Origin of the sequence: Dactylosporangium sp. NPDC000244 (assembly GCF_040300725.1) — a bacterium.
GTDB lineage: Bacteria > Actinomycetota > Actinomycetes > Mycobacteriales > Micromonosporaceae > Dactylosporangium.
The window spans coordinates 63968-90302 of the sequence record NZ_JBEPEH010000007.1 but is presented as its reverse complement, the minus strand read 5'-3'; the positions used below and the strand labels follow the sequence as shown (position 1 = coordinate 90302).

General features: G+C 72.7%; 18 protein-coding genes and 1 pseudogene. 13 read left to right on the top strand and 6 right to left on the bottom strand.

The window, feature by feature from the left end; genetic code table 11:
• Nucleotides 1–31: 31 nt before the first annotated feature.
• From ABT369_RS11600 to ABT369_RS11580, 5 genes are all read left to right on the top strand, one after another.
• The gene (locus ABT369_RS11600) at nucleotides 32–907 is read left to right on the top strand and encodes a phosphate ABC transporter ATP-binding protein (RefSeq protein WP_502891726.1); all 876 of its coding nucleotides are present in this window, start codon (nucleotides 32–34) and stop codon (nucleotides 905–907) included.
• 122 nt (nucleotides 908–1029) lie between these two features.
• The gene (locus tag ABT369_RS11595; RefSeq protein ID WP_350611676.1) at nucleotides 1030–1770 is read left to right on the top strand and encodes a hypothetical protein; all 741 of its coding nucleotides are present in this window, start codon (nucleotides 1030–1032) and stop codon (nucleotides 1768–1770) included.
• A gap of 194 nt (nucleotides 1771–1964) precedes the next feature.
• On the top strand, nucleotides 1965–2381 hold the full coding sequence (locus ABT369_RS11590) for a hypothetical protein (protein WP_350611675.1): 417 nt from the start codon (nucleotides 1965–1967) through the stop codon (nucleotides 2379–2381).
• Between the two features lie 47 nt (nucleotides 2382–2428).
• Nucleotides 2429–2728, top strand: coding sequence for a hypothetical protein (locus ABT369_RS11585; RefSeq protein ID WP_350611674.1), 300 nt, complete (start codon nucleotides 2429–2431; stop codon nucleotides 2726–2728).
• The gene (locus ABT369_RS11580; RefSeq protein WP_350611673.1) at nucleotides 2725–3138 is read left to right on the top strand and encodes a hypothetical protein; all 414 of its coding nucleotides are present in this window, start codon (nucleotides 2725–2727) and stop codon (nucleotides 3136–3138) included. Before ABT369_RS11585 ends, ABT369_RS11580 begins: the two co-directional genes overlap by 4 nt.
• Here ABT369_RS11580 and ABT369_RS11575 read toward each other — a convergent pair.
• Nucleotides 3122–3952, bottom strand: a complete 831-nt coding sequence (locus tag ABT369_RS11575; protein WP_350611672.1) for a heavy metal-binding domain-containing protein — start codon at nucleotides 3950–3952, stop codon at nucleotides 3122–3124. The two genes, ABT369_RS11580 and ABT369_RS11575, sit on opposite strands and share 17 nt — an antisense overlap.
• A 115-nt stretch (nucleotides 3953–4067) precedes the next feature.
• Between ABT369_RS11575 and ABT369_RS11570 the strand changes: the two genes are divergently transcribed.
• A complete protein-coding gene (locus ABT369_RS11570; protein WP_350611671.1) occupies nucleotides 4068–4907 on the top strand; it encodes a TIGR02452 family protein in 840 nt (279 codons plus the stop codon).
• A gap of 54 nt (nucleotides 4908–4961) precedes the next feature.
• Here ABT369_RS11570 and ABT369_RS11565 read toward each other — a convergent pair whose 3' ends face one another.
• From ABT369_RS11565 to eccB, 3 genes are all read right to left on the bottom strand, one after another.
• Entirely contained in the window at nucleotides 4962–5258 is a 297-nt protein-coding gene (locus ABT369_RS11565; protein ID WP_350611670.1) for a WXG100 family type VII secretion target, read from the bottom strand.
• A gap of 22 nt (nucleotides 5259–5280) precedes the next feature.
• Nucleotides 5281–5622, bottom strand: a complete 342-nt coding sequence (locus ABT369_RS11560) for a WXG100 family type VII secretion target (RefSeq protein WP_350611669.1) — start codon at nucleotides 5620–5622, stop codon at nucleotides 5281–5283.
• A gap of 113 nt (nucleotides 5623–5735) precedes the next feature.
• Complete coding sequence (eccB, locus tag ABT369_RS11555; RefSeq protein ID WP_350611668.1) at nucleotides 5736–7142, bottom strand: type VII secretion protein EccB; 1407 nt, start codon at nucleotides 7140–7142, stop codon at nucleotides 5736–5738.
• Between the two features lie 88 nt (nucleotides 7143–7230).
• On the opposite strand from eccB, the gene ABT369_RS11550 reads away from it, so the two are divergent.
• Entirely contained in the window at nucleotides 7231–7986 is a 756-nt protein-coding gene (locus ABT369_RS11550) for an SUKH-3 domain-containing protein (protein WP_350611667.1), read from the top strand.
• Between the two features lie 800 nt (nucleotides 7987–8786).
• Here the strand turns inward: ABT369_RS11550 and eccD are convergent.
• A complete protein-coding gene (gene eccD, locus ABT369_RS11545) occupies nucleotides 8787–10172 on the bottom strand; it encodes a type VII secretion integral membrane protein EccD (RefSeq protein WP_350611666.1) in 1386 nt (461 codons plus the stop codon).
• Nucleotides 10173–10278: 106 nt separating this feature from the next.
• Here eccD and eccCa point away from each other — a divergent pair, with 106 nt between their 5' ends.
• The 3 genes from eccCa (at nucleotide 10279) to ABT369_RS11530 (ending at nucleotide 16709) form a co-directional block, all read left to right on the top strand.
• On the top strand, nucleotides 10279–14232 hold the full coding sequence (gene eccCa / locus ABT369_RS11540; RefSeq protein ID WP_350611665.1) for a type VII secretion protein EccCa: 3954 nt from the start codon (nucleotides 10279–10281) through the stop codon (nucleotides 14230–14232).
• Between the two features lie 82 nt (nucleotides 14233–14314).
• Nucleotides 14315–14956, top strand: coding sequence for a hypothetical protein (locus tag ABT369_RS11535; protein ID WP_350611664.1), 642 nt, complete (start codon nucleotides 14315–14317; stop codon nucleotides 14954–14956).
• Nucleotides 14957–14969: 13 nt separating this feature from the next.
• Complete coding sequence (locus ABT369_RS11530; protein ID WP_350611663.1) at nucleotides 14970–16709, top strand: WXG100 family type VII secretion target; 1740 nt, start codon at nucleotides 14970–14972, stop codon at nucleotides 16707–16709.
• A 127-nt stretch (nucleotides 16710–16836) separates the two neighbouring features.
• Here ABT369_RS11530 and mycP read toward each other — a convergent pair whose 3' ends face one another.
• Nucleotides 16837–18192 (bottom strand): type VII secretion-associated serine protease mycosin, encoded by a 1356-nt coding sequence (gene mycP / locus ABT369_RS11525; protein WP_350611662.1) that lies wholly within the window; start codon nucleotides 18190–18192, stop codon nucleotides 16837–16839.
• 72 nt (nucleotides 18193–18264) lie between these two features.
• Here mycP and ABT369_RS11520 point away from each other — a divergent pair, with 72 nt between their 5' ends.
• The 3 genes and pseudogenes from ABT369_RS11520 to ABT369_RS57955 all read left to right on the top strand — a co-directional run.
• The gene (locus ABT369_RS11520) at nucleotides 18265–18684 is read left to right on the top strand and encodes a YbaB/EbfC family nucleoid-associated protein (protein ID WP_350611661.1); all 420 of its coding nucleotides are present in this window, start codon (nucleotides 18265–18267) and stop codon (nucleotides 18682–18684) included.
• Nucleotides 18681–19010 carry a hypothetical protein gene (locus tag ABT369_RS11515; protein ID WP_350611660.1) on the top strand — a complete coding sequence of 110 codons (330 nt, stop codon included), beginning with the start codon at nucleotides 18681–18683 and terminating at the stop codon, nucleotides 19008–19010. Before ABT369_RS11520 ends, ABT369_RS11515 begins: the two co-directional genes overlap by 4 nt.
• Nucleotides 19011–19049: 39 nt before the next feature.
• Nucleotides 19050–25070 (top strand): annotated as a pseudogene (locus ABT369_RS57955) (WXG100-like domain-containing protein); the annotation flags it as partial.
• Nucleotides 25071–26335: the final 1265 nt, after the last annotated feature.

Below are 26335 nucleotides of genomic sequence, written 5' to 3'. Positions count from 1 at the left end.
CCTGATGTGACGACGACGGACTAGGGAAATCATGGTGACTCTGCCAGCCAGCGACGACACCGCCTGGGCGAGCTCGAATGCGGCGATGGCCGCGTACGACGAGTACCTCGGCATCCACCGGGAGCTGCCCTCGCTCGCCGGGCTCGACGCCCGAGAGATCAGCGCCTGGTTCGGCGAGCGCCAGGTGCTGGACCGGGTGAGCCTGGCCATGAAGGCGGGCCAGGTGACCGCGCTGATCGGCCCCTCGGGCTGCGGCAAGTCGACCTTCCTGCGCATCCTCAACCGGATGCACGAGCTGATCCCGGGCGCGGCCCTGGCCGGCGAGGTACTGCTGGACGGCCTGGACATCTACGACCCGGACCGGCGCCTGACCGACGCCCGGCGGCAGGTCGGCATGGTGTTCCAGAAGCCGAACCCGTTCCCGGCGATGTCCATCTACGACAACGTGGTCGCCGGCCTGAAGCTCACCGGGCGGCGGGCCGGCCGCGCCGAGAAGGACGCCCTGGTCGAGGAGTGCCTGACCAAGGCCGGGCTGTGGCGCGAGGTCGCGGACCGGCTGCGCCAGCCGGGCGGGGCGCTCTCCGGCGGCCAGCAGCAGCGGCTGTGCATCGCGCGGTCGCTCGCCGTACGCCCGCGGGTCCTGCTCATGGACGAGCCGTGCTCGGCGCTGGACCCGACCTCGACCCGGGTCATCGAGCAGACCATCCAGGAGCTCGTGGCCGAGGTGACGATCGTCATCGTCACGCACAACATGCAGCAGGCCCAGCGGATCAGCGACCACTGCGCGTTCTTCCTCGCCGAGCAGGGCACGCCCGGCTACATCGTCGAGCACGGACCGACCGACGCGATGTTCGGCAGCCCGCAGGACCCACGCACCTCCGACTACGTCAACGGCCGCTTCGGCTGAGCCACGCCGACATCACGAAGGTCTGCCACCCCTCACTCGGCTGAGCCACGCCGGCATCAGAAAGGTCTGCCACCCCTCACTCGGCTGAGCCACGCCGACATCAGAAAGGTCTGCTACCCCTCATGAAGAGCAAGCGCTCGACACGGCTGGGCCTCGCGCTCGCGGCGGCCATCGGGGCGATCGGGGTGAGCATGCTCATTCCCGCCGTCGCCATGCCCGCGGTTCCGAACCCGTTGCCCGACGGCATCCAGCTCGGCGGCCTGCACCTGAACCCGACCTCGGGCACCGGCGCCGAGATGCCGAGCTTCACCGCCGAGCACGCCTGCCCGGCCGCCGCCACCCTGGCGAACGTCAACACGATCGACCTCGCGGGCACCGAGCAGACACTGTCCAACAACGCCTCGCTGCCCGCGATCTCCTCGGCCGGCTTCGGCAGCACGTTCTTCACCGACATGGCCACGGTGCAGTCGCTGGCCGGCGACGGTGGCGAGGAGTCGTTCCTGTTCGTCGTCGACTGCCGCACGGGGGCCGGCCACGGCACGTACACCGACGCCGTGCAGGTGGACTTCAAGGCCGACGGGAGCTGGCTGGTGCACGGGACCACGCCGGGCACCCCGACGCCGACGCCGACGCTCACCCAGACCCCGACGCCGACGCCGACGGTCACCACGACGCCGACGCCGACCGCCACCGAGACCACGCCGACACCCGAGGCCTCGATCTCGCCGACCCCCGCCGCGGGCACCGGCAACCTGCCGGTCACCGGCGCCGGAGTGGCCGCCATCGCCGCCGTCGCGGTCGCGATGATCGGGGTCGGAATGGGTCTGCGATACGCGGCCCGCCGCCGCGGTTCCGGCTATTGACCGTTCGGCCATTCGTTTCTGCTGAATGGCTTACTCGCCGTTTCTCGATGTTCATCTCGTGCATGTCCGGCGTGTGGTTGGGAACGCGCGGCGCGTCATCGCCGATATCGAGGGTTCACCACGGTGGCCTGCGCGCCGGTTCGCTACGAGCGAACCGGCGCGCCGGTAACGAACATTCGGGGAGGAATGTCCACATGCTGCCGCCGCGGTTCATTTTCCTGGCCATCGTCACACCCGACGACGACGCGTCCTTCGCCGACCGCAAACAGCGGACCGCGTGGATGCTGTGCTCGCCCAACAACCGGATCCTGGGCCGCGGGAGGCTGCCCTTCGACACGGAGGCGCAGTGCCGCGAGGCCGTGCTCGCGCTGGTGCGCGCGGCCGACCGGCTCACGCCCGTCTCGACGGCGCTGGGCAGCAGCGGGCACTGGGTGTGGCGGGCCGAGCTGGACGGGGTGCCGCTCGCCGTCTCGCACCGCTCCTATCTGCGGGCGCGGGAATGCCAGTACAACGTCGGCCGATTTCTCGCCGCCCTGCCCGAAGGGGTGCTCACCGACGGCCGGCGGTCGTTGCGGGAGCCGCCGCGGACGGTCGAGCGAATGACCGCGTGACGATGCCGCAATTCCTTTTGTTCGCCATTCACCGGAACGGACCATTCATGAAATTCGCCCTGGTGTTCGCGGCCGTCGTCGCATTGCTCCTGACGGGGTCCCCCGCGCACGCCGGGACCGCGCGCGACGACGGCGACGGCGGGATGCAGATCCAGGTCGTGGTGAGCGGCAGTCCGGAGACGACGACGAGCCCGACGCCCGGCAGTGGCGGCGGCAAGGACGGCGGCGGCGGGCTGGCCCGGACGGGCCTGAACGTCATGCTCATCGCCGGCGCCGGGATCGCCCTGGTGGCGCTGGGCGCGACCGTGCGGGCCGCGGCCCGGCGGCGTTCTAGCATGGGCGCGTGAATCCCGAGGCCCACCTCGATCTGGAGCTGGTCGCCGCCCGGCTGCGGCAGTGCACGGACGACCTGTCGCTCTTCGGCGGGATGCTCCTCGCGGTGCTCACCGCCGCGCTGCCCGCGCACCTGGTCGAGGTGCGGCGCGAGGGGAGGCTCAAGGCGCGCCTCGGCGGCCGGGAGCCCGCGGTGCTCGGGGTGAGCGTGGAGCTCGGCGGGCGGCGCTTCGAGCTCGACCGGGACGGCGTCGGCGCGCGGCCGGTGACCGTGATCCGGCACGTCTCCCGCGGCGTGGTGCTCTCCTCGGAGTCGGTGAGCGCCGACGCGTGGTGCCGGGCGCTCACCGCCGAGCTGGTCGCGACGGCCGGGGCCGACACCGCCGCGGCCGAGGCGTTGCGGCGCCTCACGTCAGGGGCATGACCATCGTCGGGTGCTCCGGCTGGGCATCCGGGTGCAGCCGGGCGACGGCGGTACCCATGGCGAAGAACTCGATCGCGTGCTGGCCCCACTGCCACGCGGACTCCTCGACCGTCACGCCCACGATGCCGTCGGCCTGCAGCAGCTGCCCCTCGTACTGCATCCGGTCCATGGCGATCTCCCGCGCGTCGTAGGCGGCCTGCGAGAAGTTCGTGAGCTCGACGTTCTGGCCGATGTTCGACAGCATCTGGCGGAACGTCATGTGCGCGATGTGATAGACGCACGTGCCCAGCACCAGCCCGCGCGGGAGCCAGCCGTGCCGGTGCAGGGTCCAGAAGTCCTGTCCGCTGAGGTGCGAGGTGAACGGGCGGCCCTTCGGCGTGCGGTACGACTGCTGCCGGTTCGTGTGCTGCTGGTTCGTGGAACGCACCGCCGTGCCGACCGCGACGAACTCGAGCACGTCGGAGGCGAACTGGTAGTTGAGCGAGCGGATGCGCACCCCGATGACACCGTCGGCGCCGAGCGCGTCGGCCTCGCTCTCCATGCGCGCCATCGCCAGCTCCCGGCACTGGTACATGGCCTGGCTGAGCACCTGCAGCTCCTGGCTCACGCTCCACCGGGACTGCTGGATGCCGACGTGGTAGATGCAGGTGCCCATGACGAGCCCGAGCGGCTCGAAGCCGGTCTGCGTGGTCAGCACGAACTCGTTGACCGACAGGTCGGACGTGAAGAAGGGCTTGCCTTGCTGGGTGCGCGCGAGGCGCGCGCGGGCGCTCTCGGGGAGCTGCTGGGGCTGCTGGGAGACGGGTTCGCTCATGTCCGGACCCTAGGCTCGGGTGGCGGGCGGCGGATGTGCTGTTTGTCAGGGTCGCGTCGTCAGGGGCGGGAAAATGCGCGGCGGCCGGACGGGAGGCGCTGCTACGGTGTCGCCCGTGAGTGGCCGGCTGCGCGAGATCGCCCGTCAGACCGTGACGATCGCCGAGCGCGGCGCCTACGTCAACGCGGCCGGCGAGACCGTGCCCGTGGCCGCCGCGGCCGCGGTGGCCGGCACCCGCCTGTTCGAGCCGGACGACCCCGTCCGGCCCGGCACCCCGGCCCCGGCCGTCGCCGTCGAGGTGACCCGCGAGTCGACGCTTGCGGCCGCGCGCCGGGTCGGCGACGGCGCCGCGACGCTCGTGTTCGCCTCGGCCAAGAACCCCGGCGGCGGCTTCCTCGGCGGCGCGAAGGCCCAGGAGGAGAGCATCGCCCGCGCGTCCGCGCTCTACGCCTGCCAGCGCGCCGCGTCCGCCTTCTACGAGTTCCACCGCCACCAGCACGATCTGCGCTACAGCGACCGGGTCATCTACTCGCCGGCGGTACCGTGCTTCCGCGACGACCAAGGCCACCTGCTCGACGCGCCCTTCCACACCGCGTTCCTCACCGCGGCCGCGCCGAACCTGGGCGCCGTGCTGCGCAGCCAGCCCGACGACGCCGCCGGCGTGCCGGAGATCCTGCTCCGCCGGGCCACACGGGTGCTCCAGGTCGCCGCGGCGCACGGCCATCGCACCCTCGTGCTGGGCGCATGGGGCTGCGGCGTCTTCCGCAACGTCCCGGCCGAGGTGGCGCGCGCCTTCGCGGTCGCCCTGGAGCGGGTGCCGTGCTTCGACCGCGTCGTCTTCGCCGTCTACGACCGCCTGGCGAACACCCCGGTGTATCAGGCCTTCGCGGACGCCTTCCCGGGATCGCATGGAGCGGTGACGGGCTTCTCCGCCGGCAAACCGCTGAACGGGTAAGGGCCCGGCCTCAGGCCGGGCCCATCCCCACGTCGACGCCGGCGGGGCCGGCGTTCAGCGCGCGAACTTGGCGACGTTGGCCTTCTCGCGGGCCTGCATGATCTCGGCGGCCTTGAGCACGGCCGCCTTGATCCCGGTCAGCAGCTGGTGCAGGTCGTTGGCCGCGCTGGTCCACTCGGCCTTGCGCTGGGCGAACGCCTCCTGGGCGTCGCTCTGCCAGGTGTGCAGCAGCGGCGCGACCTGCTGGTCGACGCTGTCGAGCTCGGACTGCATCGACGACAGCGCGGCGCTGATGTCGGACGCGGCCTGGTTGAGCGCGGCGAATTCGACGACGATCTCGTCACCGGCCATGGTGTTCCCTCCCCGTTTCGGCTCAGTTGATCATCAGTGCGCGCGTGATCTCGCCGGCGCTCGCCCCGGCCTGCTGCATCTCCTGGCGCATCTCGTCGTCGCTCAGGGTGTAGTCGCGGCCCGCGGTCGACACGGCCTGCGCGATGCTGCGCAGCGCGACGTTCAGGTTCGCGACGTCGGTGTCGAAGCGGTCCTTGATGCCCTGGAACGAAGAACCGCCGGCGCCCACCCAGGACGACTGCAGCGGGGTGAGCTCGTTCATCAGCTTGTTGAACATGCCAGTGAGCCGGTCCGCGGCCCCGTCGATCTCCTGAGCGGTCTTCGCCATGACCGCGGCGTCAGTAGTTACTCCCTTGCCAGCCATCGTCAGACCCACCTCCATTCGGATGCCGACGCCCCCGTGGGGCGGCGCTTGTGCATATCACCGTATCGAAGTTCTCCCACTTCCCGTAGTGGGCGATTTCGCGGACGGGCCGGTCAGCCCGTCAGCGGACGCTGCGCGGCCCTCGGGTCGAGACCGGGTCCCGCGGGAATCCGGGCGACGACGAAGGACGGCAGCTCGATCGGCTTCACGGAACCGTAGCCGAACCACGCCAGTTGCGCGGGGGCCATCAGGGCGAACCGGCGGCCCTGGTCGGTGACGAAGAACACCTGGCCGGAGCCGGTGTCGGCCGACTGCGCCGAGCGCACGACCGCGCCGCCGCCCGACGGGACCACGACCCGCGTCGCGACCTGGTCGGTGGCGTTGCCGTTGGTCGCGATGCCGGTGCTGTCCGGCTGCGGCTGGGCGTTGATGAGGAACTTCGGCGCGGCCTGCTTGTCGGCCCACGTGGTGCACAGCGTCGCCGCCGGGTCGACGGTCGCCATCGAGGGCACCTGGGCCGGCGGGTCGAGGTCGGACTTGGGCCTGTTCGCCTTGGACACGTTGGCGACCTCGGCGGCCTGGATCGCCTTGGCCTGGGGCGTCGCGTTCGGGTAGGCCGCCGCGGTGGCCGGGTCGGCCAGGATCAGCGCCTGCTCGACCGCCGTGACCTGCACGATGTCGTTCGCGCGCACGAGGTAGCCGGTGGTGGAGCCGCCGACGGTGACCGTGAGCACCTGGCCGATGAGGTAGTTCTTCATCGCGGTGGACGCCTTGCCCTTGTTGTCCACCTGCGGCTGGGTGATCGGCAGGCCCTGCGGCACGGTGTCGAGCCACGCCTCGTCGACGAGGACCCGCGGCTGCCCGTCGATGCCCATGGCGGCGAAGATCTGGCGGGAGTCGACGCGGTACCGGTGACCGTTCCACACCAGGTAGTTCTTCTGGCTGCTGGTGTTGTCGCGCACCACGATGGCCGAGTCGCCGAGGTCCTGCCCGCCCGGCGGGGTCGTGCCGACCATGACCAGGCTCGACACCGTGGCGCCGCCGCTGGAGTCGTGGCCGGCCACCGCGCACATCGACCACCCGGCCGCGCTCATCCGGCTCGCCGGGGGCAGCGCGTCGGGCGCTCCCGCGATGCCGATCAGCGGGCCGCGGGTGGCGCCGGTCAGCGACTCCCGCGAGACCGAGACGGTCGTGGCGGCCTGGCCGATCGCGAGCACCGCGGAGGCGTAGTTGGCGACCGGGTAGAGCACGCCGTCGCGGTACACGTACCGCGTCCCGGTCTCCTTCTCGATCACGACCGCGTTGGCGGCCTGCCAGGACGTGTTGCCGCCGTGCTTGATGAGCCCGATCACCCCGAAGACGGCGAGCACCAGCACGGCGACCATCACGCTGGCGTACCCGGCACCGGCCAGCCGGCGGGTCGGCGACATCGACGGGTCGGCCTCACCCGAGACGAACGCGTTGACCACACGCTGCATCAGATACTGATACGACTGGATCTGTTCCCGTCGGGACGGCATGTCCGGTTGGTCCCCTCCCCGTGGCCCTCGCGCTTGCGTGGGGCTCGGCTGCATACGATAGGCCAGCGAACACGGAGGTGCGGCATTGGTGACGCCTGATGAAGCCACGCAGATCGCCCGGCCCTGGGCACTGGCCAGCCTCCCGTCCAGCGGGGGCGACGTGGGACTCTTCGAGTTCGAGCACGGGTTCGTGGCGTGGGCCAAGGTGCCGCCGTCCGACCCGGACCGCCCGCCGGAGGTGATCGGGGCACCCCTGGCCGTGATCGACAAGGATTCGGGCGAGCTGACCACGTGGCCGTCGCTGTCGCCCGAGGGGGTCGCGGAGCTCTACGAGCTCGAACTGGCGGCCCGGCGCCGGTTTCCCGATGACGTACGGCAGGTGCTGACCGCCGCCGGCTGGAAGTCCAACCGCAACGTCGAGACCTGGATCGCGAGCTGGCTGCGGGAGCTCTACGAGGCCACCCCCGGCCTGGAGCGGCGCCTGCCGATCTTCCCGGTGGCCCGGCGCCTGCTCGAGGAGTTCGGCGGCCTGAGCTTCCGCCAGCTCAAGCAACCGGGCGTGGCGACGGGCGGCTGGAACGTGGAATTCTGGCCGACGAAGGGCCGCGTGCTGACCGACCTCTTCGTCGAGTTCGCGGGCGACCTGGGGATGCCGGTGTTTCCGCTGGCCTGGTTCGAGGACGGGCCGAGCGACATCGTGGCCGCGGCGGATGGGCGGGTCTTTCTGCTGCACGAGGCTGGCGAGTTCCTGATCGGGGCCGACCCGGACGAGGCCGTGCGGAGGCTGGTGCGGGGCGAGCCCTTCACCGAGGTCGACGACCACGGCGAGCCGCTCGGCTCCTGACCATCACCTCGGTATTGGTTTTCTGCTGCCGGAATGTGTTCACCATTTGTGGGTGAAGCTGTCCGGGTTCGTGGTTCGGGTCGCATTCTGGGATAATTTCTGGTGTGCGGCAGTTGCAGTTGTTCACCTCGCGGGAATTGGCTTCCATGCGGGATCGGACGAAGGCTCGGAATTGGTGGCCGGGGAAGGACGAGTTTCGTCGGGAGCAGCAGCGGCGGCGAAATTGGGGGCTGGCGAGGCGGCATGCGGAGAAGCTGCGCCGCATTCACGGGGCCTCGACGCCCGCAAACGAAACTCCGGTGCCGGCCGCGCCCGCGTTGGCCGCGCCCACGCTGCCCGTGCCCGTGCCCGTGCCCGCGCCCGCGCCTGCGCCGCCCGCGCCGTCCGCGCCCCTCGGGTTGTGCGTGCGTCGGTCCGCGTCGGCGCTGTCTGCTGTGTCGCCCGCGCCCCGCGCGCGCCTTCAGCCTCCGGCGCCCGCGCCGACCGCGCCCCTCGCGTTGTGCGCGCGTCGGTCCGCGTCGGCGCTGCCTGCTGTGTCGCCCGCGCCCCGCGCACGCCTTCCGCGTCCGGGCTCGGTCCCCCGCGTGTGCGCCGTCCGCGCCCCCGTGGGCAATCGACGCACTGGTCCACGCTTCGAGAAGCCGCGCCAGCGAACCGCAGCCAAACTATCCGAACAATGAAACAATCCGCCACGGAAATCGTGCCCGATATTGCCGCCCCACCCGCCGCTGCGGACTTCTTCGAACCGGATGCCGGCTATATGCGAGCGGCCGATATGTCGGATTGTGCAACTATCGGGTTCAGCCGGCCAGGCCGCGAATCCAGCTGTAGACGCCCAGCACCTGACAGACGATCGGGATCGTGGCCAGCACCAGCAGCACGTCGAAGATGTCCCCGAGCCGCCCCAGGTAGACCGACGGCGGCCGGACGCTGTACCGCATCCCCGCCGTAACCACGAGCACCGCCACGAGCAGCAGCCCCACCCCGACGCCGACCTGCACGGGCAGGCTCGCCCCGGTCAGCCGCGCCATCAGCAGCGCGAGTCCGGCCAGCCCGGTCAGCAGCAGCGGGAGCCGGTGCCGCACGGTGCCGAAGAGCCGAGCGCGCAGCAGGCTCGCCGCGGCCACCACGCCGACCAGGATGCCCGTCATGATCCCCGGCTCGCGGCTGATCAGCCAGAACGAGGTCACGTTGAGCACGGCGAAGGCGAACAGCAGGCCGGTGAAGATTTCGTCCGCGCGCGCCACGGTGGCGTACGTGGTCGCGGCCGGCGGCACCGGGTCCTGCTGCAGCAGGTCGTCGGTGGTGCGGGGGAGCTGCGGCACCGGTACCTTGCCCAGCCGCACCGACGCCAGCGGCAGGGCCGGCGCGAGCAGGACCAGCAGGCCGACCAGGGCCGCGGCGCACTCGGGCGCGCCGAGTGAGGTCAGGCCGAGCAGGCCCGCGAGCACGCCCAGGGCCCCGGCGAAGATGCCCGCGACGAAGAGGCGGATGTTCGCGCCGACGGCCAGGTAGCCGATCACGGCGAAGACCAGCAGCGCCCCCGCGCCCGTGAGCAGGTGCGGGGCGCCGAGGCGGGAGAGCTTCTCGTCGCCGCCGAGCACGAGCAGGCCGCCGGCGAAGGCGTACACGAGGCTGGCCGCGCCCAGGGTCGAGCCCGCGGTGGCGTCGGACATCGCCCGGGACAGCACGAACCCGCCGGTCAGCAGGCCCGCCGCGACCACGAGCGCGACGATGCCGGGCAGCATCCAGGACGGCCCGGCGAGCAGCAGCAGCGCGAGGGTGCCGAGCAGCAGCAGGACGCCCGTGGCCAGGCCGGTGACGCGGGTCGCGGCCGGGGTCCAGGCGGCGCCGTAGCGGCGGGCGCCGGCCGCGATCGCGTCGACCACGTCGTCGTACTCGAGCTCGGGCCACTCCTCGTAGCGCGGCGCGAGGTGCAGGATGTCGCCGTCGTGCACGTCCTGGGCGGCGAGCGTGCGGCTCATGTCGAGCGTGGTGCCGTCGGTGCGGCGCAGCACCCAGCCGCCGTGGTCGAGCCCGTCGTCGGCGAGGGCCTCGCCGGCCCGGGGCAGTACCCCCGGCAGCAGCATGGCCAGCGGGATCTGCTCCGGCAGTGCCAGGTCGAGGCGCCGCTTGGGGGCCGCGAGCACCACCCGGGCCAGCCCGGCACCAACGTTCTCGGCCATCGACCGTGCTCCCCGCCGTTTCTGCCCGCCATCGAGAGTGCCCAACCTAGCAGCCCACTGGTTAGCATGTGTGCTCGAACGGGTGCTACGGGGAGGGTGGACTCGAGTGAGCACAGTCGTGCGCCGCAGGCCGTCGCGGCGAGCCGAGCCCGAGTACCCCTCGGGCGAGGTCCTGCTCGAGCCGCCCCCCGAGGTGCCCGCGCCCACCGGCAAGGGCTGGGCGCAGATGCTCATGATGATCCCGATGCTGGCCGGGTCCGGCTCGATGGCGCTCATGTTCGCCGGTCAGCGCGGCGGGCCCCTGGCCTACATGACGGGCGCGATGTTCGGCCTGTCCGCGATCGGCATGCTCGCCTCCCAGTTCGGCCAGAGCGCCGGCCCGGGGCGGCAGGAGATGCTGCTCGCCCGGCGCAACTACATGCGCCACCTCTCCCAGCGGCGCCGCCAGGTGCGCCGGGCCGGGCAGAAGCAGCGTGCGGCGCAGCTGTACCGCTACCCGGACCCCAACGCCTTGTGGTCGATCCCGGCCAGCCAGCGGCTCTGGGAGCGGCGCCCCGGCGACGCCGACTTCGGCATGGTGCGCATCGCGCTCGGCCCGCAGGACCTCGCGACGCCCCTGGTGCCCCCGGCGAGCAAGCCGCTGGAGGACCTCGACCCGATGTGCGCGGTCGCGCTGCGGCGGTTCATGACCACCTACGCCACCGTCGACGACCTGCCGATCGTGATGGCCCTCGACGGCTTCGCCCGCGTCTACATGCAGGGCGAGATCGAGCAGACCCGGGCCCTGGCCCGCGCGATCGTCGCCCAGGCGGCGGCCTTCCACTCCCCGGACGACCTGATCGTGGCGGTGTGCGCCGGCCCGGCCAGCAGCGGGCACTGGGAGTGGGCCAAGTGGCTCCCGCATGCGCTGCACCCGAACCGCAACGACGCCCTCGGCCAGCTGCGCCTGGTCTCGACCAACGTGCCGGGCCTCGAGGCGATGCTCGACGACGTGCTCGGCTCCCGGCCCCGGTTCAACCCGGTCAGCAGCGCCGAGCGGGTCGGCGGCCCGCACCTGATCGTCGTGCTCGACGGCGGCGACGTGCTCGGCTCCGACCACCTGATGACGGAGGGCGGCGTCGAGGGCGTCACCGTGCTGGACCTGTCCACCCCGCCGCCCCGGCTGCTCGACCAGACCGCGCTCGTGCTCGGCATCGAGCCCGGCGGCGCCCTGTCCAGCAGCACCTTCGAGGGCAAGGCCGAGGTCGGCCGGGCCGACGGGCTCAGCCTGGCCGAGACCGAGGGCCTGGCGCTGCAGCTCTCGCCGCTGCGGCTGTCCGCGGCCTCGCGCACCGAGCAGCGCGCCACCGGCACCATCGACCTCACCGACCTGCTCGAGATCGGCTCGCCCGAGGACTACGACCCCACCCGCCACTGGGTGCCACGGCCGCAGCGCGACCGGCTGCGGGTGCCGATCGGCTGGTCGCCGGACGGCACGATGGTCGAGCTGGACCTCAAGGAGTCGGCGCAGGACGGCATGGGCCCGCACGGCCTGCTCATCGGGGCCACCGGCGCCGGCAAGTCGGAGCTGCTGCGCACGCTGGTCCTCGCGCTCGCGGTCACGCACAGCTCCGAGGTGCTCAACTTCGTGCTCATCGACTTCAAGGGCGGCGCGACCTTCACCAAGCTCGACGTGCTGCCGCACACCAGCGCGGTGATCACCAACCTCGAGGACGAGCTGCCGCTGGTCGACCGCATGACCGACGCCATCAACGGCGAGCTGCTGCGGCGCCAGGAGCTGCTGCGCAAGGCCGGCATGTACGCCTCCCAGCGCGACTACGAGAAGGCCCGCACGGCCGGCGCCCCGCTGGCGCCGCTGCCGAGCCTGCTCATCATCTGCGACGAGTTCAGCGAGCTGCTCACCGCCAAGCCGGACTTCATCGACATGTTCGTGCAGATCGGGCGGGTCGGCCGGTCGCTGGGCGTGCACCTGCTGCTCGCGTCCCAACGGCTGGAGGAGGGCCGCCTCAGAGGCCTGGACACGCACCTGTCGTACCGCATCGGCCTGCGGACCTTCTCGGCGGTGGAGAGCCGCATCGTCCTGGGCGACGTCGCCGCGTTCGAGCTGCCCCGCGCGCCCGGCCACGGCTACCTGCGCTTCGGCACCGAGCCGCTGCGGCGCTTCCGGGCCGCGTACGTCTCCGGCGTCTACCGCCGCGACACCGCCGTCGCCCTGGCCGCGGCCGGGGGCGGCCCGGTCGTGCGCGACTACGTCAGCGGATACGTCGCGCCGCCGGTGACCGAGGAGCCGGTGGTCGTCAAGGAGGAGGAGAACGTCGTCGGCGACAGCATGCTCGACCTGCTGGTCGACCGCATGCGGGGCAAGGGCATGCCCGCGCACCAGGTGTGGCTGCCGCCGCTGGCCGACCCGCCGTCGCTCGACGCGCTGCTGCCCTCGCGGATCGTGGACCCCGAGCGCGGCCTCACCGTGCAGGTGGCGGAGCTGCAGGGCAGCCTGCACGCCGTGCTCGGCATCGTGGACCGGCCGCTGGACCAGCGCCGCGACCCGGTCTGGTGGGAGCTGGCGGGCTCGGCCGGGCACGCGGTCGTGGTCGGCGGCCCGGGCAGCGGCAAGAGCACGATCCTGCGCAGCCTGGTGCTGAGCCTGGCCCTGTCGCACACCCCGCGCGAGGCCCAGTTCTACTGCCTCGACTTCGGCGGCGGCGCCCTGGGCACGCTGCGCGAGGTGCCGCACGTCGGCGGGGTCGCCACACGGCTCGACCCGGGCGCGGTGCGCCGCACGGTCGCCGAGCTCTACGTGCTGCTGGCCGAGCGCGAGCGGCGCTTCGCCGCGGCGGCCGTGGACTCGATGGCGACCTATCGCCGGGCGCGGCGGGCCGGGCAGCACGCCGACGACCCGTTCGGCGACGTGTTCCTGATCATCGACGGCTGGTCGACGATCCGCTCCGACTTCGAGGACCTCGAGGGCGCGATCAACGACCTGACCAACCGCGGGCTGACGTACGGCGTCCACGTCATCGCCTCCGCGACCCGCTGGAACGACGTCCGGCCCGCGATCCGCGACCTCTTCGGCAGCCGCCTCGAGCTGCGCCTGGGCGATCCCAGCGACTCGCAGCTCGACCGGCGCGCGGCGATGAACGTGCCCGACCGCACCCCGGGCCGCGGCATCGTCCCCGGCGGCCTGCAGTTCCTCGGCGCGCTGCCGCGCGTCGACGGGCAGCAGACGGTCGAGGACCTCTCCGACGGGGTCGAGAAGCTGGTCGCCGAGATCCGCCAGAGCTGGCCCGCCGCCGGTGCCCCGCCCGTGCGGCTGCTGCCGGCGACGCTGCCGTACGAGAGCCTGCCCGTCACCGATCGTGAGCGCTCCGGCATCCCGATCGGCATCGCGGAGGCCGACCTGCGCCCGGTCTGGGTGGACTTCGACCAGGATTCGCACTTCCTGCTCTTCGGCGACTCCGCGTCCGGCAAGAGCGCGTTCCTGCGGGCCTTCGGGCAGTCGCTGATCGATCGGTACGAGCTCAACGAGGCTCGCATGATCGTGGTCGACTACCGGCGCAGCCTGCTCGGCGCGTTCGACTCCAAGCACCTCATCGGCACCGGTACCTCCGCGCAGACGGCGCAGACGATCATGAACGAGGTCGTGGGGGTGCTCAAGAGCCGGCTCCCGGGGCCGGACGTCACGATCGAGCAGCTGCGCAACCGCAGCTGGTGGAAGGGCCCGGAGTTGTACGTCCTCGTCGACGACTACGACCTGGTCGCCGGGGGCAGCACCAACCCCGTGACGCCGCTGCTGGACTTCCTCAGTCAGGCGCGGGACGTGGGCCTGCACCTGATCCTGACCCGGCGCACCGGCGGCGCGAGCCGCGCGCTCTACGAGCCGGTGCTCATGCGGCTGCGGGAGCTGGGCTCGCCCGGCATGCTGCTGTCCGGCGAGCGGGACGAGGGCGCGCTGCTGGGCAACGTGCGCTCCTCGCACCAGCCGCCCGGCCGCGGGTACTACGTGACGCGCAAGGAGGGCGGCCGGCTCGTCCAGCTCGCGTGGCGCCCGCCACCGAGCTGATGAACCTGGGCGTCTTGTGGTGCGTGAACGATATGATTGAGTTGGGTCTATCGGGTTCGACTTCGGCCGACGGGGAGGGCGAATGACCAGAGACGGTTACGAGTACAAGCCGGGACACGACTCGTGGACACCGGTCGACCATTCGCCGATCAAGGTCAATGTGTCGAGCCTCGCCGACTACGTGAAGCTCGTCGGCAAAGAGATCGAGGACTACAACACCAACCTCAAGGACGGCGTCCTGCCGATGACGAAGGTCCAGTCGACCTTCGCCGGCTTCGGCGAGGCCAAGCTCTACCGCGGGGTGCACGCCAACGCGCTGGCGGCGACGGGTGACCTGCTCAAGGACGTCTCGTTCAGCCTGCAGGCGATCACGCAGGCGGCGCTGGGGATCTACTACGAGTACCTCGGCGGCGACGACCTCGGCAAGGCCAACGTCGACGACGTCTACGACGTGTTCTGGCCGAGCGACGGGCGCCCGACGCTGCAGGACCAGGTCAAGGCCGCCCAGGAGGGGCAGAGCACGGACGCGCCCTTCACCGGCTCGGCGAACGCGGCCGAGCACCGCATGGAGACCGAGGGCGCCATCCCGCCCACCGACGGCTCGACCTACTTCAACACCTGGGACCAGGGCTTCTCGGTGGGGGAGGGGACCAATTCGTACTACGTGTACAGCAACGAGAACGACATGATGGGCGCCCCTGAAGACCCGCTGAAGAAGAAGTGAGACGGGGGAACCGATGACCGATCAGTACTACGGGTATGTGAAGTACACGCTTCCCCCGAGCGTTTCGCAGTACGACAACTACAGCGCCTCGAACCAGATCGTCGACTACGACCCCACCGACTGGAACGCCGAGTCGACGACGATCGAGATGATGTGGCCCTGGATCCAGATCGACTCCGACGCGCGCGCGACGGCCCTGGCCGACATGTGGCGCCGGGTGCACACGCTGCTGGACAACACCAGCCGCAACCTGCGCCGGTACACCGACGAGCTCGCGTCGCAGTGGAACTCCGACGCGTCCAAGGTCTTCATGCGCGAGATCGGGGCCTCGCTGTCCTCGATCGACGAGTGGAAGGACGTCGCCAACACCAACGCGACGGGCCTCGACGTGCTCGCCAGCACGATCAAGTACAACCAGAAGAAGGCTCTTGCGGTCTGGAACGAGTACTGCCAGGCGATCAGCAACCCCGGCAGCGTGCCCGGTTCCGCGGCCACGTCGAGGATCGTCGCGGCCGGCAAGGGCGGCGCGATCACGAACACCGAGAGCGACGACAACCGCAAGAAGCGGCTGGTCAAGCACTACACGGAGCAGATCAAGCCGTTCGTCAAGGACCTCGCGGACACGTATCTCAACGTGTACTACAACTTCCTGACGCACGGCTCGACGTACAAGGGCCCGACGAACGCGGCCGTGGCGGTCCAGCCGACCATCCACGGCGGCGGCCCCGGCGGCAGCCTCCCGCCGCCGCCGATCCTCAACCCGCCGTCGATCCCGAAGATCAGCCCGCCGGACCCGAGCCGGCTCCAGTCGCAGCTCGCGGGCCTCGGCCTGCCCGGCTACGACCCGGACCACGCGCTGACCCTGGCCGGCGGCGCGGTCGCGCCCCCGCTGCCGGCGCTGCCCGACCTGCACCTGCCTCCCGCCCCCGGCGGCCCGGGCGTCGTGCCCTCGGTGAACGTGCCGGGCCTGCCGGCGTTCCCGGGCGGCCCGAACTTCCGCGCCACCGGCGGCCTCGCGGGTCTCGACCCGGCCGAGGCGGCCCAGCGGCTCGGCCAGAACCCCGGCGGCATGCGCCCGCAGCTGCCCGGCCGCCCGAACCTCTCGGGCATGCGCCCGCCGCCCGGCGGCGGCGCCCGCCCGCCGATGCCGCCCGGCCGCGGCAACCCGAACCTGCGCGGGTCCAAGGGCCGCCTCCCCGGCGGCGTGCACGGCCCCGACCTGAGCGAGGAGATGGGCCGCGGCACGCCGCGCAGCCCGATGCCGCCCCGCCTGGGCGGCCGGCGCGGGCCCGGCGGCCCCTCGGGGCACATCGGCCCGGAGAACGAGCGCCTCGGCGGCCGCGGCAACGGCCTGCCGCCCGGCCAGCGGGGCGCGGGCCGCGCCGGCGCCCCGGGCGAGCGCCTCAACGGCCGCCGGGCTCCCGGCCTGCCGCTGGAGGAGCAGGAGGGCTTCAACCGCCAGGCGGCGCGCCCGGCGATCGAGGGCCGCGGGGGCATCAAGCGCCCGGCGGGCAGCCCGCTGCCGGAGGGCGAGGGCCGCGGCCCGGCCCTGCGCGGCCGCGGCGGTTCCGGCCCCGGCGAGTCGCCGTTCCGGCCGGTGCGCCGCGACCAGCGGGCCGAGCACGACGACTACGCGGAGGCGACGGAGGACGAGCTGTGGGCGGTGGAGCGGCCGAACCAGGGCGGCGCCGTCATCGACACGCCGAACCTGCCGCAGTCCCCGGAGGCCGGCCCGGCCATCGGGCGGTCGTGATCCTTTAGCACCATCTGCACCGTGCCCCCGCCGGATCGACTTCGGCGGGGCACGGTTCGGATAACTCCAGACACTCCGTGTCCGGGATTTATCCGATTTATCGGTTATTTCATGACCGAGGCGCTCGTCAGTCGGTGCGGGAGCGGGTCGGGAGGGCGAAGAACACGTCCTCCGGCTCGATGTCCGGGTCCCGCTCCGCGCGCTTGACCGGCTGGACCTCGCCCGGGCGCCAGTTGCGGGCGCGCCCGCGGCGGGCGGCGCCGCGCATGGCGAAGATCACCAGGGCGGCCACCAGGATCGCGAGGCCGGCGAAGGCGGCGATGCGCCCCGCCGTCTGCCAGCGGCTCAGGCGAGCCGCGGCGGCCGGGTCGCTCGCGGTGGCGGGGATCGGCGTCGGGGTGGCCGCGCCCTGCTTCGAGGGGGTCTCGTAGACGGCGCGGAAGGGGTCGACCAGGCCGTAGCCGAACTCGGTGCTGCGCTGGGCCCCCGCCATGCGATCCGCGGTCACCTGCAGCCGCCAGGCCACGTCGCTGTTCTTGAGGCCCGGCTGGGCCGACCACACCAGGGCCGCGGCCGCGCTGACGATGGGCGCGGCGAAGCTGGTGCCCTTGTAGTACTGGTGGCCGTGCTCGCGGGTCGCGGCGAGCACGAGGTTGCCGGGGGCGGCGATGTCCACATAGGCGCCGACCTGCGACTCGTCGACCCGGGTGCCGTCCTGGTTGACGCCGGCGACGCCGAGGACGCCGGGGTAGGCGGCCGGATACGACGGCGGGTCGTTCGGGATCGCGCTGCGCGCCGAGCCGATCGGCGGCGGGGTCGCCTCGGCGCTCACGTGGTGGTTGCCCACGGCGGCGACGACGAGCGCGCCCTTGGTGTTGATCGCGTAGTCGACGGCCTCGGCGACGGCGGGGTAGTCGGTGTCGAGGCTCAGCGAGACGTTGATGACGCGGGCGTTCTGGTCGGCCGCGTACCGGATCGCCTTGGCGAACACGTCCGGCCCGGCGGCCTCGCCGTTGGTGCCGTCCTCGTGGTCGGAGACGCGGATCGGCAGGATCTTCACGCCGGGGGCCAGGCCCTCGAAGCCGACGCCGTTGGCGTGTTTGGCGGCGATGAGGCTCGCCACCGCCGTGCCGTGCGACGTGCAGTCGAAGTCCGCCCCCGCCGCGTTGCGCAGGAAGTCGAAGCCGGGCAGCACCTGGCCCGCCAGCTGCGGATGGGCGCCGTCGACGCCGGAGTCGAGGACCGCGACCGTGATGCCGCTGCCGTTGGTGGTCGGCCAGACCCGCCCGATCCCGAAGGTCTGCTGTGGCCAGGGCGTCTCCTTGACCACCTCGCCCGCTTTGGCCGGGTTGTTGCACGTTCCGGCCGGAGGCGGCCCCGCGAGCGCGGTCTGGGGCACGACGAGCGCCGTCGCCGCGGCACCGAGCGCTGCGATGGCGGCGAACCAACGCTTGCGCTGCACGTCGGAGCCCTTCTGTGACATCGATTCACACTGGTGGCGTATTGCCGTTGTTGAGTATCGTACGGTTGGACGGCTTGCTACGGGGAGGGCACCATGGACAACCGTGCGCTCCGGGCGCGCGCCGACGAACTGGCCGGCGAGCTCGAGCGGATGCGCAGCGGCATGGGCACGCTGCAGCAGAAACTCCAGTCGATCACGGCGACGGCCAAATCGGACGACGGGTTCATCACCGCCGTCGTCGGGCCCCGCGGCCAGCTGATCCGGCTGGACATCGACGCGCGCGTCTACCGTCGTCCCGACTCCCGCCAGCTCGCGCAGTCGATCACCAAGACGATCCAGGCGGCGTCGGCGGACGCGATGCGCCAGGTCACCGAGGCGTGCAAGCCGTTCATGGCCGAGTCGACGGTCCAGTCGCACCTGGAGTTCGACCTGCAGGGCATGACCCACAAGCTCGACTCCGAGCTCGGCCTGCTCGCCGCGGACATGGATGCGGAGAAGGAGAAGAAGCGATGACGGACAGCACTGCGGTCAACCCCACCCAGGCGCTCGGTGCCGCGTCGCAGCTGACGACCACCGGCGACGCGATGCTCAAGCGGTGGCGCGCCCTGCGGGCCCGGATCGACGAGCTCAACGGGAGCCAGCCGTGGGGCAACGACGAGCCGGGCAAGAACTTCAACAAGTACTACATGGAGGGCGAGCACCCGCCCTGCACCAGCGTGCTCGAGGGCGGCGAGAGCCTCGTCATCGCCATGTCCAAGCTCGGGGAGCAGGTCCGGGAGGGCGTCCAGGGTGTCGTCGACATCGACGACCTCACCGGCGAGTGGTTCAAGAAGAAGTAGCGCTCCCCGCCTGGGGTTCGACACGGGGAGCCGTCCGAGTTGGCCATTGAGAAGCCCGACCTCCATCCCATCGACTGGTTGTGGGACGCCGTCTGCATCATCGGCGGCGGTTCCGCGTGGCCGGACGGCAACGAGGACCATCTGCGCGAGCTCGCGGAGGCCTGGCAGGATCTCGGCACCGAGCTCAACGGGCTGCTCAACAACTCCGACACCGTCGCGATGCAGATCGCGCAGGCGTGGGGCGGGGACGCGGGGGAGGCGTTCAACCAGTACTGGACGGCGCTCGCGGTCGGTCCCCAGAACGGGCTGCCCCAGGTCGCCGACATCGCGCTCAACTACTCGGCGGCCGCCGACAACGCGGCGATGGAGATCGAGTACGCGAAGCTCGTCCTCGGCATCACGCTGATCGTCACGGTCATCACGATCGTCATCTGCCAGATCCTGGCCGCGTTCACCTTCGGCGGCTCCGAGGCGGCGGCGGCCGGCGCGGTCACCGCGGCCCGCACCATCGCCGGGCGCGTGCTGCAGCGGCTGATCAGCTTTCTCGGCAAGGAATTCGTCAAGAAGTACATCCGCCAATTCATCATCCACGAGATCCAGCAGGTCGTCCTCTCGGTCGGCACCGACTGGCTGGCGCAGGAGATCCAGATCGCGGAGGGGCACCGCAAGGAGCTCGACACCCACTCCCTGATGAACAGCCTGGTCTCCGGCCTCATCACCGGCGCCCTGACGTTCCCGCTGAACTTCGTCCACCTGCCGATCAACAGCCGCCTGCCCAGGGTGGCCGCCAACGCCGCCGTCCACGGCGCGGCCAACGCCCTGATCATGCCCGCCTCGATGATGCTCACGACCGGCTTCATGACCGGCGACTGGAGCTGGAAGAACATCACGCAGGGCATCAACCTCCAGTCGTTCATCAACGGCGCGGCGATGGGCGGCGGCATGGGCGCCATCGGCGCCCTCCGCGGCCCGAAGCCGGGCGAGCACGGTGCCGCCCCGCACGTCGACGGCGAGGTCAGCCGGCCCGGCGAGACGAACACGGGCGGCGAGAACGGCACCCGCGGCCTGGGCGACACCAACCTCGGCGACTCCGGCCTCGACACGAACGTGCGCGACTCGGGCGTGACCGGCAACGGCGGCACCACTGGCGACCGGGGCGCCACCGGTGACGGCGGGACCACGAGTGGTAATCGGCCTGGGGCTGATGTCACAGGGGCCGATTACACTCCAGGGGACGGGCAATCGCTCGCACCGACCTCGGACAATCCGGCCGGCGGCTCGGTCGCGGCCCCCGTGGACTCCAACGCCGGCGCCAACGCGCACGGCGACTCGGGGTCCACGCAGGCCGGCGGCTCGGGCGCTGGGCAGAACGGGCACAGCGGCGGCGATCCGGTCACCCAGCGCGGTGGGGATCCGGTCGTGCAGCGCGGCGGCGAGCCGGTCACGCAGGCGGCCGGGGAACCGGTCGTGCAGCGCGGCGGCGAGCCCGTCGTGCAGCACGCGGCGGACTCCGGGAACGGGGCGAGCGGCGGGGGCGACGGCGGGGCGCGGGCCGGTGAGACGCGGGTCGGTGAGACGCAGGCCGGGAGCAGTGCGGGTGCCCACGCCGGGGAGACCGGGGCGCGGGCCGGGGCCGACAGCGGGTCGAGCGGGCCGGTCGCGGATCGGGCGGCGGCTGGCGCGGACCGGGCGGCGACGGGCGTCGATCGGGCGGCAACGGGCGTCGGCGGGCCGGTGGCGGAGCATCCGGGTGCGGTCATGGGGGTCGACCGGCCGGCCGGGGCGGACGGGGCGCGGACCACGGACGCCGTCGGACGCGGGGCCGAGGGGACCGGGCGCGGTGCCGATGCTGTGCGCGGTGCTGAGGGCACGGGGCGTGGAGCCGAAACAGCCCGCGGTGCCGAGGGGACCGGCCGCGGTGCTGAGGGCACTGGGCGCGGCTCGGAAGGTGCCGGCCGTGGTTCCGAGGGTGCCGGCCGCGGTTCGGAAGGTGCTGCGCGCGGTTCGGAAGGTGCCGGGCGCGGTGCTGAGGGGACCGGGCGCGGGAACGAAGGGGCGCGGACCGGGGACTCGGGGCGGGCCTCCGATGGGACTCGAAGCGGGGAGAAGGCCGGAGAGCGCGGCGGGGACGGGGCGCGTACGACCGATGGGGGCCGTACGGCCGAGCAGAACCGCACCAATGGGTCATTCCGGGCGCCGGAGCGGGCCGGGGAGGTCGGGGCTCGGCCTGGCGAGCACGTGCCGGTTGGAGAGCACGGGCGGCCGGGCGAGCATGCGACGGTCGGTGAGTCCGGGCGGCCCGGCGAGCACGTTCAGGCCGGGGAAGCACGGCCCGGCGAGAACGGGGCGCATCCCGGTGAAAACGGGGCCCGGCCGGGGGAGAACGGAGTTCGGCCCGGCGAGAACGGGGCTCGGCCCGGGGAGCATCAGCCGGTGCACGCCGGCGAGCAGGGCCGTGCGCCGGAGCACGCGCCGGTGCACGACGGGACCGAGCGCGGCGACGGCACCGGGCGGCATCGGGCCGAGGAGCCCGCGGCGGTGTTCGTGCCGTTGCCGCGGCTCGACGACATGCCCGTCCGGCTCGGCGGGAGCGAGCCGGGAGCCGGTTCCCCGCGGCCCGTGTCCATGCACGAGGGCGGCGGGCGCGGCACCGACACGCTGCCGGGGCGCGAGCACGGGCCGGGCGATCGCGGGAGCGGGCCCGGGGAGCGGGGCGAAGGGCCTGGCGGGGACGAGCCGCCGCCCGGGGATCGGCCCGGTGGGGGTGGCGACGAGCCGCCGCCGCCCGGGGACCGGCCCAATGGCGGGGACGAGCCGGCCTCGAAGCTGTCGACGACGGAGACGGCCGGGGGCACGCGCGGGTACGAGGGGCCGCCGCGGCACTTCGAGGGCGAGCCCGGCAGCCGCGAGGGGCGGGCCGCCGTCGACGAGTCGGCGCGGGATCTCGCCGACGCCGTGCGCGACCAGATGAACTCCGAGAACCTGGGCAAGAAGAACCGGGTGCGCGTGGCGGGAGCGCTGCTCACGCCGGAGGACCCGACGATCTCGAGCCACACGAGCACGCGGCCGATGAAGCACGACAACGGTACGGCCACCGACGTGCGAGTACACCCGGAAGCCCAACGGGTCCTGGACGACATCAAGGCCGCCGCCGAGCACGACCCCGACAAGCGGATCGGGCAGAACCACGGCAAGTGTGCCGAGGTGGTGCTCGTCTCCGACAAGCTCTATGAGCTCGAACGGCAGTGGCACGAGGCCGGGGAGCCGGGAGACTTCGGGACCTACGCGCGCGAACAGCTGCGCGACGGTGTCGTCGCCACGCACTGGATCGGCGAGGGCGGGCGGCAGGAGCACGGCGACTACGCGCCGCCGTGCGCGTCGTGTGAACCGTTCGTGCAGGACTTCGGCCTGCATGCGATCGATCCGCACGAGGGCGCCGCGGCGCACGGGCCGACCACCGGGCCGCACGAACCGACCGGCGGGCGCCCGGGCGAGCACGGGCAGGGCGAGGGTGTGCGCCCGCCCGAGACGCTGGGCGGCGTCACCGACCGCCCGCTGTCCGAGGCGCGCACCAACGAGTACACCGGACCCACGCCGCACGAGGTCCGCGAGCTCAACGAGGCCTTCCCGCGCGACGAGCACGGTCAGCCGCTCACGCAGCCCGACGTGCGCGTCGGCGACTGGGCGCACAACGCCAACGACGGCGGCCACACCGAGCCGGGACGCAACAACAACTGCCCCGAGGTGGCCATGGCCGTGCTGGCCAACCACTACGGCGAGCCCACCGTCGCCGGCGCCATGCGCGACCCGCACGCCGCCGGCGAGCGCGGCGCCGCCGACCGCATCTCCCGCTGGACCGGCGGCGAATGGGAGATGCACGGCAGCGACCACCGCGGCTTCGACGGCATCGAGCGGCAGCTGCGCGAGGCGGGGCCGGGCTCCGGCGCCGTCGTCGTCATCAAGTGGGGCGACACCGGCGAGGGCCACGCGTTCAACGCGCTGAACATCCACGGCGACATCGTCTGGGTCGACATGCAGCACAACGTCGTCTCGGACCACGGGCCGATGTACCACGACAACGTCGCCGGCGTCTGGTCCATCACGCTCGACGCGCACGGCGAGCCGCTCCACCCGATCGAGCACGGGACGGGCATGGGCGGCGGGCCGGCGCACGCGGGCGCCGGGCCGGTCGACGGCTACCAGGCCCATGAGTTGAGCGCCGAGCACGTCATCGGCGAGGACATCCCGGTCAAGCTGCAGCTCGGCGACGACGGCAAGCTGCACATGGAGGGCGACCCCAAGGACACCTCCCGGACCATCAAGGGCAACCTCCAGCGCGGCGGAAGCTTCGTCACGGACTGGCACACCGCGATCCGCAACGACATGGTCGCGGTGGCGCACCAGGGCGAGCCGGTCCCGCACCAGCTGACCCACGACCCGGCCCGGCCGGAGAACCCGGTCGAGCAGGTCCGGGAGGCCTCGCGGGACTACCACGAAGCGCACGAGCGCGCCTATGACGCGTTCAACGAGAAGCGCGACGACATCATCAGCCGGTACGAGGAGGAGACCGGGGCCGACTTCAGCGACTTCGGCCCGAAGGACCTCAAGCCGGGGACCAAGGAGTTCGAGACCGCGCTCGACACCCTCAAGCAGGACCGGGTGGGTTCGCGCTTCGCGACCGAGCTGCGGGAGGCGGCCGGGCAGTTCAACAAGGACATGCACCCGGTGCGCATGGCCAGCAACGCGGTAGGCGTGCACGCCGGGCTCGGGGTGGCGTTCCACGAGGCGATGCACGGCAACCTGCCGACGCCGCACACGGAGGTCAACCCGGAGCACGTGTTCCTGTCGGGCGACCCGGTCTCGGCCAAGAACCACGAGCTGGACATCATCGCGCTGCGCTACGACGGCTCGGGCGACGCACCGGCGAACTACAACCGCCTCGACATCTGGGAGGCCAAGGGCAACTCCGGCACCCTGGGCGGGCACGAGATCCCCGAGTTCGGCGGGAAGCGGGCCCAGCAGGGCAGCGGGCCCTACCTGAAGTGGATGCTCGAGAACGACCCGACCATGCTGCGGCTGTACGCCGAGCACCCCACGCTGCTCGCCGACATCCAGACGGGCAAGGTCACGGTCGCCTACCACAAGGTCACGACGGAGCGCTTCGAGCCGGTGCGCGACGGCGCGGGCCGGATCGTCCGGGACCCGGAGACGGGCCGGCCGCAGCTGCTCGACGGCAGCAGCCGGACCCTCGTGCGGGAGTTCGGCCTCGACGGCGTGGACCGCGGCGGCCACGAGCGGAACTACTTCAACCCGGACGAGGTCAACCCGGACCCGCAGAAGATCCACGACGCCGGGGTGCGGGCGGCCGCGGAGGCGGCCGCCGCGCGGGGCGAGCACGTGCCCGAGCGCCTGTCCGGCTACGACCCCGAGCGCGTGTACGACGTGCGGACCACCCAGGGCGGCAGGGTCTGGCACGCCGAGCTGGGGGCGGGCGAGTTCGGGCCCGCGACCCCGCACGAGGTCGAGGCGCGCGTGCACCGGCTGCTGGAGGGCGCCGCGGACCCGCGCACGTGGGTCGACGGCGCCCCGCCGCGGATCGTCGTGCACGCCCCGCACGGCATCGACGCGGCCACCGCCCGGCTGATCGAGCACACCCGCGTCGAGTTCACGCCGCCCGACGCGGGCCACCCGGTCGCCCCGCCGCGGATCACCGTCGACGGGCCGCGGCTGCACGGCGAGCCGATCACGCTGCCGGAAACCACCATCGCGAACGACCGCGCCAACCGCGTGCCCTACTTCGGGGCCGACCCCGAGGCCCCGGCCCGGGTCCCGGTGCGCGTCGTCGACGGGCGGCTGTACGACGCCGGCGGCCTGCCCCTGCACGGGGAGTACATCTACGCGGTCGACCCGCGGACCCAGGAGCTGCACGCGCACCCGTTCATGGCCGACAACACCCGCCACTCGAGCCTGCTCGCGGGCGGCCCCGTCGACGCGGCCGGCACCCTGCGCATCGAGCACGGCCGGATCCTCGGGGTCGACAACGCCAGCGGCCACTACACCCCGGTCGTCGACCACGTGGCCCGGGCCCGGGACGCGCTCGTCCACCTCGGCGCCGACCTCACCCGGGCCGAGTTCCGGGCCGACGTCGGCCCCGAGCCGACCGAGCACTCGCGGGCCCGCGGCGAGCAGGCCTTCGACCGGGCGATCGCGGAGCTGAACCGGCCCGGGGAGATCGACGGCGTGGCCGGCGTCAGCCGCGAGACCAGCCACGTGGAGATGAGCCGGGCCGAGCGGCCGGCGGTCCTGCGGGTCGAGCTCACCGACGGCCGGGTGATCGAGGTCGACGGCGCGGGCGTGCGCGACTTCCTCCAGGCCGCGCGCCACGACGGGCCAGACGCCGAGGGGTTCCGCTTCCCGGCCGAGCGCGAGGGCACCGCAACCGACGCCGACCTGGCCTACCAGGGCGCGGACCAGCTACGCGACCGCATTCAGGGCGAGCTGGACCGGCTGGCGGCGCCGCCCCGCGAGCCCGTGGGCGAGCCGCCCCCGCCGGCCCGCCCCGACCACGTGCTCAACGAGCTCGACCGGCTGCTCGCCGAGCGGACCGGCCAGGAGACGCTGCACGCCCCGGGGCGCGACGGCGAGCCCACGCTGCCGCCGCGGGACACCGACCGCGCGATCGCCTCGCTGCGCAACGTGTCCGACGAGCGCATCGCGGCGCTGGTCGACCGGGCCGGGGTGGCCGGGGAGGCGGCCGCGCGCATGGCCACCGAGCTCGCCGCCCGGCGCGACGCGGTGCTGGAGCGCAACTTCCGGCCCCCGGCGCCGGAGGCGGTGCACACCATGGCCCGGGACGCCCGCAGCCTGCTGGGGCGCAACCCGTCGCCGCGAGAGGTGTACGACGCCCTGCGCGAGGCGTCCATCCGCAACACCGAGACGTACGCGCACGGCATGACGGTCCGCGAGGCCGCCCGCGCGCTGGACCGGCTGATGCCGCCCGAGGGCAACCGCCACGAGACCTTCGAGCAGACGATCGCCGACTTCCTCGACTCGCCGGAGGGCCGGGCGTACCACGAGGCGATCACCGAGCTCGACCTCGCGACGAACCACGCGCCGCACTTCGACCCGGAGGGCTGGCCGTTCCGCGAGCCGTCGCCGGAGGTCGTCGAGCGGCAGAGCGCCCAGCACGCGGCCGGATGGAGCGACGAGCAGCGCGCCGCGCTCGAGCGGTACGCGAACGGGCGATCGGGCGCCGACGAGTACCTGCGCACCGGCAACGCCCAGCACAAGACGGTCGCGCGCGCCGAGGCGTACCGCATCCAGAG

Excerpts from the sequence above, each read along its gene's own strand:
- ABT369_RS11565 (WP_350611670.1), bottom strand. The coding sequence starts at position 5,258 with ATGGCCGGTGACGAGATCGTCGTCGAATTCGCCGCGCTCAACCAGGCC.
- ABT369_RS11585 (WP_350611674.1), top strand. The coding sequence starts at position 2,429 with ATGAAATTCGCCCTGGTGTTCGCGGCCGTCGTCGCATTGCTCCTGACG.
- ABT369_RS11560 (WP_350611669.1), bottom strand. The coding sequence starts at position 5,622 with ATGGCTGGCAAGGGAGTAACTACTGACGCCGCGGTCATGGCGAAGACC.
- ABT369_RS11595 (WP_350611676.1), top strand. The coding sequence starts at position 1,030 with ATGAAGAGCAAGCGCTCGACACGGCTGGGCCTCGCGCTCGCGGCGGCC.
- eccB (WP_350611668.1), bottom strand. The coding sequence starts at position 7,142 with ATGCCGTCCCGACGGGAACAGATCCAGTCGTATCAGTATCTGATGCAG.
- ABT369_RS11590 (WP_350611675.1), top strand. The coding sequence starts at position 1,965 with ATGCTGCCGCCGCGGTTCATTTTCCTGGCCATCGTCACACCCGACGAC.
- ABT369_RS11575 (WP_350611672.1), bottom strand. The coding sequence starts at position 3,952 with ATGAGCGAACCCGTCTCCCAGCAGCCCCAGCAGCTCCCCGAGAGCGCC.
- eccD (WP_350611666.1), bottom strand. The coding sequence starts at position 10,172 with ATGGCCGAGAACGTTGGTGCCGGGCTGGCCCGGGTGGTGCTCGCGGCC.
- ABT369_RS11515 (WP_350611660.1), top strand. The coding sequence starts at position 18,681 with ATGACGGACAGCACTGCGGTCAACCCCACCCAGGCGCTCGGTGCCGCG.
- ABT369_RS11535 (WP_350611664.1), top strand. The coding sequence starts at position 14,315 with ATGACCAGAGACGGTTACGAGTACAAGCCGGGACACGACTCGTGGACA.
- ABT369_RS11530 (WP_350611663.1), top strand. The coding sequence starts at position 14,970 with ATGACCGATCAGTACTACGGGTATGTGAAGTACACGCTTCCCCCGAGC.
- mycP (WP_350611662.1), bottom strand. The coding sequence starts at position 18,192 with ATGTCACAGAAGGGCTCCGACGTGCAGCGCAAGCGTTGGTTCGCCGCC.
- ABT369_RS11520 (WP_350611661.1), top strand. The coding sequence starts at position 18,265 with ATGGACAACCGTGCGCTCCGGGCGCGCGCCGACGAACTGGCCGGCGAG.
- ABT369_RS11600 (WP_502891726.1), top strand. The coding sequence starts at position 32 with ATGGTGACTCTGCCAGCCAGCGACGACACCGCCTGGGCGAGCTCGAAT.